This window comes from Candidatus Hydrogenedentota bacterium, from assembly GCA_035416745.1.
Classification (GTDB): domain Bacteria; phylum Hydrogenedentota; class Hydrogenedentia; order Hydrogenedentales; family SLHB01; genus UBA2224.
The window spans coordinates 1-8425 of the sequence record DAOLNV010000144.1 but is presented as its reverse complement, the minus strand read 5'-3'; the positions used below and the strand labels follow the sequence as shown (position 1 = coordinate 8425).

The 8425-nt window shown below is 57.3% G+C and carries 6 protein-coding genes; 3 read left to right on the top strand and 3 right to left on the bottom strand.

From position 1 onward, the window contains the following. Positions 1–421: 421 nt before the first annotated feature. Positions 422–1630, bottom strand: coding sequence for a hypothetical protein (locus PLJ71_22060; protein HQM51374.1), 1209 nt, complete (start codon positions 1628–1630; stop codon positions 422–424). 551 nt (positions 1631–2181) lie between these two features. On the opposite strand from PLJ71_22060, the gene PLJ71_22055 reads away from it, so the two are divergent. Together PLJ71_22055 and PLJ71_22050 are read left to right on the top strand one after the other, a co-directional pair. After that, positions 2182–3462, top strand: a complete 1281-nt coding sequence (locus tag PLJ71_22055) for an NAD(P)/FAD-dependent oxidoreductase (GenBank protein HQM51373.1) — start codon at positions 2182–2184, stop codon at positions 3460–3462. A 448-nt stretch (positions 3463–3910) separates the two neighbouring features. Then, complete coding sequence (locus tag PLJ71_22050; protein ID HQM51372.1) at positions 3911–4777, top strand: nitroreductase family protein; 867 nt, start codon at positions 3911–3913, stop codon at positions 4775–4777. 349 nt (positions 4778–5126) lie between these two features. Here the strand turns inward: PLJ71_22050 and PLJ71_22045 are convergent, their stop codons facing one another. Beyond that, positions 5127–5279, bottom strand: a complete 153-nt coding sequence (locus PLJ71_22045; GenBank protein ID HQM51371.1) for a hypothetical protein — start codon at positions 5277–5279, stop codon at positions 5127–5129. Beyond that, positions 5264–5857: a hypothetical protein gene (locus PLJ71_22040; protein HQM51370.1), complete on the bottom strand. Its 594-nt coding sequence runs from the start codon at positions 5855–5857 to the stop codon at positions 5264–5266. The genes PLJ71_22045 and PLJ71_22040 overlap by 16 nt, the downstream gene beginning before the upstream one ends. 964 nt (positions 5858–6821) lie before the next feature. Here PLJ71_22040 and PLJ71_22035 point away from each other — a divergent pair. Then, the gene (locus PLJ71_22035) at positions 6822–8102 is read left to right on the top strand and encodes a site-specific integrase (protein ID HQM51369.1); all 1281 of its coding nucleotides are present in this window, start codon (positions 6822–6824) and stop codon (positions 8100–8102) included. Positions 8103–8425 lie beyond the last annotated feature (323 nt).

The following is an 8425-nucleotide window of genomic DNA, read 5'->3' as shown; positions in this document are numbered from 1 at the left end:
GCTATGAACGTCGTTTTCATGCCTGCTCCTCCCGGTCACAAGACCTGACGAGCCTGCAAGCCGTGTCCCGGGTCACTATACCCCATTACGCTCTGGCGAAAGCTCTATTCGCTCTCAACTCCCCCGCGACTGTTACTAGGTAAGTAGCATGCCCCGTGCCAAGTCGGTACGAAGGCCAAAACCCTCAAATCCTGGGCCAAAAGGGGCAAGGTCATAAGCAAGGACCCCAAGACCATTTCAGAAATAGCGCAATGTGCTCACGGATTGAGTAGCGGTTATGCGGAGTTCGTTTAGGGCAAAGTCAAGAGATCGCAGGCAATAGCCGGATTTTTCTCAAACCTGCTGGTAAAGCTTTTGGGACCATGCCACTCCGCGTTCCGTAATGCAGGTCAGACAATCTGCGGCGTGTCGATTCTTGCGTTTACTTCTCGCCGTGAATCCGCAAGCCCTGGCCGAATGGATTCGTTGGACTATCGGCAGAATAAGGACTCCCTGCGCCAAATGGATTGTTGACGCTGTCGGGGCTGAATCGGCTACCGTACCGGCCATAGGGATTAGAGATTGATTCAGGGTCATAAGGGTTGGTGCTAAGCTTCCCCCTGTAATTGCCTTTGCTATCGTAAAGACGCGGGGCATTGGTCGCATAGGGGTTGTTAGCGGATTCGTTACTGTAAGGACTGCCATACCTGCCATGTTTATTGCGCACGCTATCAGGCGAGAGCTCGCTTCCAGCGCCAAAGCGATTACTGGTTGAATCCGGTGCAAACTGATTGGCACTCCAGTTTCCCAAGTAACGGCCTGACGGTTCGGCTTTACGTTTTTCGCCAGGAGCAACAGGCAGTTCAGTCGGGCCCGAGTTCGATGAGAAATCAGACAGTCCACTTGCCGTGTTTGGTTGATTGGGCTGGCCAAGTCGGGGAATGCGCCACGGGGCAATTCCGCCGTTGTCTTCCGGCTTTTCTCTCTCAATTAAGCGTTTTGGAATCTTTCCACTGTCGCTATCGTCTTCTTTATCGCCCTGCCGAGGTGTCAAGACCGGCGCCCGATAACATGATGTGTCATCAGGTGCTTCATTTGTCGTCCTCACAACTGCAGATAGCGCAGATAGCGTATTGCTGCCTGTCTTACCATCGGCTGTGACGCCCAAGAGACTCTGTAGATCACAGGCTGCTTCATGCGACACAGAATCCCATTCACTGTTTGACAGGTCAACGGGTCTTCCAAACGCTGTGAACAATGACTTTAGAGCACAGATCTCTTCTTCTCCGAAATATAATTTATAATACTGCTGGATATCAGGATTAATACCAGGCCGTGTAGCCAAGGCAGAAATTCCTTGCGTTGGAACTCCAGAAAACACGCCTTGTTCCGAAGTATTGGGCTTCCCTTGGGCTGAAACACTTGACGCCTTGGGTGGGCGTCTTGACTCGGCCGCAGCCCGAACCATCTGGCAGGTTGTCGAAGTGCTTGGGTCAACCAGATAGCCTCTTTCCTCCCGATAGGCAGCCCGTTCTTCATTTCGGATCTGTTGTTTCGCAGCCCAGTCTTCCGCTGATGAGACAAGAGAACCTAGAACACATGCCCCAAGAACCATGAAACGCGCGATGTTTTGATTTGAGCACAACCACATAGTCAGATTCCTCTCGTCCTACCCCCAAGCAAGCGCAATTCGGCCGCACATGAGCGTCGTTCACTTCAGCACACGTTATCATTATAGCCATAATCTCTTGATGTGTCCAGACATCGACGTATCGGGCACGTATATCTGGGTTTCGTTTACGGCCTCACGTCTTGTCGCGTCTTCCGGTGAGTAACCTGCGAAGGAAGTTCACCGAAGACGAACGTACGACGCTGCTACGCGAAGTGGTCGAATCCCTTCATCCGCACACGGCCTGGATATGCATTAAGTGATACTATTGAAGGCGTGATGGCGGCTGGACCGCAAGCCCGATTCGCAGCCAAAGCAAACGGAAAGAGGGCTGTCCGCTTAAGCCGGGCGGGCAGCCCTTGTTGCCCTTATTTCAAGCTCTTTCATCGTCTCCGTTGGGAACAAAAACCCTCACTAGCTAGTTTCGCTCTAAGGAGTGGGCGGTAGCGTCCGTGTAAAGTCAAAATACTCGGCCGTTGTACGGCTTGTTCCGCGCAGCGCAAACTGATACCTTGTGTGCGAGTTTTGGAGCCATGCCTACCACGATTACAGAGAAACCGCATGTCGTGATCGTCGGCGGCGGGTTTGGCGGAGTTCACGCGGCGCAGCATCTGAAACATGCTGATGTCCACATTACTCTTGTGGACAAGCGGAATTTCCATTTGTTTCAGCCGTTGCTGTATCAGGTTGCCACGGGGGGGTTGTCTCCTGCGAACGTGGCCGTTCCCCTCCGGTCGATTTTCAAGCGGCAGAGAAACGTGCAAGTGCTTCTGGGGGACGCGGTGGATATCGATCTTGAGAACCGCCGCCTGATCCTCGCTGATGGCTCCCTGCCGTACGACGTGCTCATTCTGGCCGCAGGCGCCACCCATCACTACTTCGGGCACGATAACTGGCCCGGGCTAGCGCCCGGCCTCAAGACAATCGAAGACGCGACGACGATCCGGCGGAGGATTCTCCTCGCTTTTGAGGCGGCGGAACGAACACAGGACCCGAACGCGCTGCGGGCGCTTCTGACTTTCATAATAGTGGGGGCGGGTCCCACCGGCGTGGAGTTGGCCGGCGCCCTGTGTGAGATCGCTAAGCACACACTCCGCAATGAGTTCCGCAAGATTGATCCTTCCCAGGCGCGCGTGATCCTCCTTGAGCTCGGGCCGCGCGTGCTTCCTTCGTTTCCAGAGAAGCTGTCAGAAAAGGCCGCGGCAATCCTCGACCGGTTGGGCGTCTCGGTGCGTACTGGCGCCAAACTGAAAGACATAGACAGTGCGTCCATCACAGTCGAAGTCTCGGGACGCGAAGAGAACATCCCGACGCTCACCGTCCTGTGGGCCGCAGGGGTCCGCGCTTCTCCTCTGGGCGGGATGCTGGCGGCACGCGCGGGCTCCCGAATTGACGCGGCCGGTCGCGTGGAGGTCGCTCCCGACTTGACTGTGCCGGGGCATCCTGACGTGTTCATTATCGGAGACCTTGCGGCCTGCAAGAGCGCCAAAGGCACGTCTCTTCCAGCGATCGCACCCGTAGCCATTCAACAAGGCAAGTACGTGGCTGAGCTTATCCAGGGACGTCTAGCAGGAAGACCATCCAAACCCTTTCGTTATCGCGACCCAGGCATGATGGCCACAATTGGCAGGTCTGCCGCAGTGGCTCATCTGGGCCGAATTCAGCTTTCCGGGTTGCTGGCGTGGCTGGCATGGCTATTCGTCCATCTTGCCAACCTCATTCAGTTCGAGAACCGGATTCTTGTCCTCACACAATGGGCGTGGAGCTACTTCACGTGGAACCGCTCGGCGAGGCTTATTACGGGAGATCTCTAACGCGGATGACGTATGGTCAAGGCATTCGAGCGGTCTCGTAAACGGGTCTGGTGATGCGGGTGGCGCCTGCCTCGCGCTGTCAATGCCAGAAACACAAACCGACGTGCACGAAGACGGAAATCACAATCGAAGACCCGGCTGACAATCTGCCTTCAACAGCTACCTTTACAAGGGCTTGACCATCGGTTGAATATCTTCACTATACACGGTCCCGTACTTGTCTTTCGCTTGAGATGGACAGCCGGCCACCACGATCGGTTCGGGTATCCGGCGAAGGCAGTGTCATGTCAGTCCCCCAGATCGGTGGACGCCATCACCGATACGAACGCCGGGCTGCTGAACCAAGCATCAGATTGACGCGGCGGCGCGCATCAGCGTAAAAGAAGGGGGCCCGTGCGATTTCAGAGCCGGGCCACGCCTCGGAACGCGCTGGATGGGAGAATCAACCATGGCCAAGATTGAAGTAGACGCAAGACTGTGCAAACAGTGCGGCGCGTGCATCCTGACGTGTCCGGAGAACATCCTGGTCGAGGGCGAACACGCCCCCAGGACCGTCCATGCGGAACTGTGCACGTCGTGCGGACATTGCGCGGCCATCTGCGGGCAGGGGGCTATCCATCACGAATCGTTCCCGGAAGGCGCCATCATCCCGGTGAAGACGGACCTGCTGCCTTCGGGCGACCAGGTGCTGGAGATGCTACGGGCGCGCAGGTCGTTGCGGGTGTTCACGGACGCCGAGGTGGAGCAGCCGGTAGTGGAGCGTATCATCGAGGCGGCGCAGCTCGCGCCGACGGCGCACAACCTTCAGAATGTCGAATACATCGTCGTGCGGAAGAAGGACGAATTGAAGGCCATCAGCGACATGGCCGTCCGGTTCTTCGAGAAGATGTCAAAGCAGCTGCGGAATCCGCTCGTGCGCGGCATCGTGCGGCTCACGTCGGGACACGAGGCCAAGAGCCTGTTGGACTTCGTGCCCGAGATGGAGGTCATGGTCGAAGGCCACAAAAAGGGCGAGGATTTTATTCTGCGCGGCGCGCAGTGTCTGATTGTGGCTCATGTCGAGCGGAACATCCACCTGCCCGAGGCCAACGCGATGCTGGCGCTGCACAACGCGTCGCTGCTCGCCCAGGCCATGGGGCTGGGGAGCTTCTTGGTCGGATACCTGGTGGGGGCGTGCGGACGGGACCGCAGCATACCCGACTTCCTCGGTGTCCCGAAGACGCACCGGGTGCACGGGGCCCTGGCGCTGGGCTACCCGAAGCAGATGTTCTCGCGGTGGCCGAAACGGAAGCCGCCAGAGGTCACCTGGAGATAACGCCATGCCTCCGCGTTTCGTAAGCGAGCGCCGCAATGAAACCCTGAGGCCTTGCCCCCGTCTGATGGACGGGTTGCTTCGCTCGCTTTGGAAGCGGAAAACCGGTTGGGGTCGGCGCCCCTCCCGAATCAGGATGCACACGGCCGCCACGTTTCATGACCAGACGGCGGTTGTGCGGCAAGCGGGCGCCTCGCTGCTCGCGGGCCGGGGAGGCGTGCACAGAAAGGGCTAAGCTCCGGGACTAGCACCAATAGCAGGAATAGCACGGCCTTCTTGCGCGGCGTCTGCTTGCCTGCTCACTTCACGGTTGGTGCAAGAGATGCGGCAGTCGCCTCCCCGCACGAGACAGTCAGCAACTGCCCAACGCGTGGCCGTGCAGAGCGTACATCGAGACTGGCGTGAGCGCGGAAAACGCGGAAAGAGGTTTTGCCAGTTCCGTCAGCACATCGTTAATGTTGCCCAGCACCTCGGGCGCACACCCCGTTGTTACGGGGCGGACCATATGAAATCGCCGTTCTCGTCGCCTAGACGAATCGCCGGACCGTCCTCAGTCACGACCATCTGAGCGCGTAGCCCACCTTTGTCGTCGCCCATGCCCAGTGAAGGTCCCTCGGCCAGTACTCTCACCTCGACGCGCGTCGCACCGCTCTCGTCGGCCAGTTGCAGTGCCGGCCCATCCTTAGTCAGGGTCATCTGCCCGCGGGTCTTGCCGTTCTCATCGATCAGGATCAACAACGGCCCGCTTTTAGACACGCCCAGCATCGCGCGCGGTTTGCCGTTCTCGTCGGCCAGCTGCACTGTCGGCCCATCCCCAGTCACGGCCATCTGGCCACGGGTCTTGCCGTTCTCGTCGCCCAGGCACAGCGCCGGCCCGCTGCCAGATACGAAGAGCTCGCCACGGGTCTTGCCGTTCTCGTCAAGGAAGCGCAGAGTCGGCCCGTTCTTGGACTTGGACACGTACATCTGCACGCGAGTCTTGCCGTTCTCATCGGTGAGAATGAGCTTGGTGGTCCGGAGCTCCTTCGGCGCGGTGCTGGCGAGCTGCGATTCCAAAACGGCTAAGCGTTCTTCGATGGTCATTGGGTTTCCCCTCTCTAACGGATTTGAGAGCCCACGTAGTCAGAGGTTTCGGCCATACCTTACCTCGCCTCCCCTGGATAGCATACCAGATTCGGCACACGGGTGCCGCCCCCTGGACAACCAGCGAACAACACCTCGCCCCGCCTTCATACATTATCTAACTACACGAAAGCGAGGGGTTAATCGGCACAAACGGCTTGGCTCTATATCTTAGATTTTCGAGTATGCTGCCACGTAATCGTCTCTTTGTTCGAGCTGTCGTAGGGGCCGGAGCTTGGATGGAACTCGAACCAATGCCGAGCCCCTCGGTTGGCATGACACAGATCCACCAGGACGCCGCTATCACAATTCGGGTCAGGTGCTGATGTTCCACATGCACTGTCCATGTATCGTGGGTGCTCCGGCCCCCCGGAATGCTCTTCAGGACGAGAGTATAGTGCGCCGTCCGTTGAACGCCAGCGGCAACGAGAAGCGGCCGCCACTATCTTGAAGAACAGCGGCGCACACTTTGCCTCTTTGATTGATGCCCCTGTCGGTGAGAGCTGTCCTCCGCGCCAGCATCGCCACTGGCGGAGATGCTGGGTCGTGCTCTGGGGATCCGCGTCTTTGCCGTGGCGCAGTCTATCGCGAAGAAAAACGCGCCAGAGGTCACTTTCGTAAACTTCTGGCGCGTAGTCATTTAAATGGCGCGCCTGGTGCGACTCGAACGCACGACCCTCGGCGTGACAGGCCGAATTTTAGGTCGTTTTCTCCAGAAACCGGAAGGAACAACGAGGAACAGCAAGATCGCTAATAGCCTTGTAAATAAAGGCTAGGATCGATGTTTGTCATGTTGACTCTTGTCTTCTGCCGTTCCCTCGAGTATACTTCTAGTGGATCCACTGTGGATCCAGACATTTGACCCTGGAGACCCACGGCCTATTAAACCGAGGGTCGCTTGCAAAGCACTCGCCGGAGACAGGTTATGCAAAAAAAGATCGGATTGCGCCTCCTTAACGAACTTAGGAAGGAATCCCAAACCTGCAACGTCACAGACACCGAACTCTCGGGTTTCTCGCTGCGAATGATGCCTTCCGGAGTCGGCACATACAGCCTCGTGTACCGGGACAAATCCGGCCGGCGTTCCCGTTACACTATCGGCACCACGAAGAAGTGGACACCCGAGAAGGCCCGCGATGAAGCCAAGAGAGTACAAGGTATTGTTAATGATGGGAAGGATCCCAACGAGGAAAAGCGCAGCCGTGCCCAACACACCCTACGTACGTTTCTCGACGAGGACTATCTACCCTGGATGAGAACCCACCGGAAGACCGGTGCGCTCCAGGTAGGCCGGATCAAGTCGGGCTTTCCTGACCTCTTGGATAGGCAACTCGATGAGATCAACGCCTGGGTCGTCGAGAAACAACGCATCAATCGGTTGAAGGAAGGCAAAGTGAAGCCTGCAACGGTCAACAAGGACGTGGCCGCGCTGAAATCGGCACTGTCTCGGGCCGTCGAATGGAAGAAGCTCAAAGAGAATCCCCTCAAGTCCGTAAAGGCCTTGAAAGAAGAGGGCGGCGCCAAGGTGCGTTACTTGGAGCCCCACGAAGAAGTAGCCCTCCTTGCTGCGCTCGATAGCCGCGAGCATGACATCCGAAAGGCCCGGAAATCGGGCAACGAGTGGCGCCGCGAGCGTCACCGTGAGGAACTTACCGACCTCGACAAACTGGCTTTCGCCGACCACATCAAGCCCATGGTCCTTCTGTCGATGCACACGGGGATCCGCCGCGGCGAGCTCTTTGGCTTGGAGTGGTCGGATGTCGATTTGGACAAGGCTATGCTTACTGTGCGCGGTAGCATCACAAAGACCAGTAATACGCGGCATATACCTCTGAACCCATTCATCCTTGAGGTAGCGCGCAAATGGAAGGATCAGACCAAAGCTGAAGGACTTGTCTTCGAAAGCCCCGAAGGGGGCAAGTTCGACAACATCAAGCGGGCATGGGAGAATGTCTTGGGGCGTGCAAAGATCAAGAACTTTCGCTGGCACGACCTACGGCATCACTTTGCGTCAAAGCTTGTGCAGAAGGGGGTCGACCTCTACGTGGTGAAGGACCTTCTGGGCCATACCTCCATCGTCATGACGGAGCGCCACTACGCCCACCTCGCGCCCCAAGCCAAGGTGGACGCCGTGGCGAAGCTGGTGCCTGTTGATATGTCTGAAGCGCAGGCAGTGGATTCTGAACCCAACGCTCAGCGAGCATAGAGGGCGACTCGATGCTCGTGGCTTTGGGTCCACCTATTTGGAGACGCCCTGCGTCGTTCTTGAAATGTAGAGCACTATCGCTAAGTTGGTTTGGATGTAGAGAAAGATCATGGTTGACTACAAAGACATACGTTCGCGCTTGTTACACTATAACTATTGGGACTTGGAGACCGCTGTCTGCATGCTTGACCCGGAGGAAATCGAAGAATTCACCAAGCAGATGCTTCTGGATTCCGTAAGCCGAGACGCAAGATCAATTCCGGAGCCTTACATATTTCGGCACGAGTAGGCCATTGGATACGGCTCAACGCGGCCAGGGAATT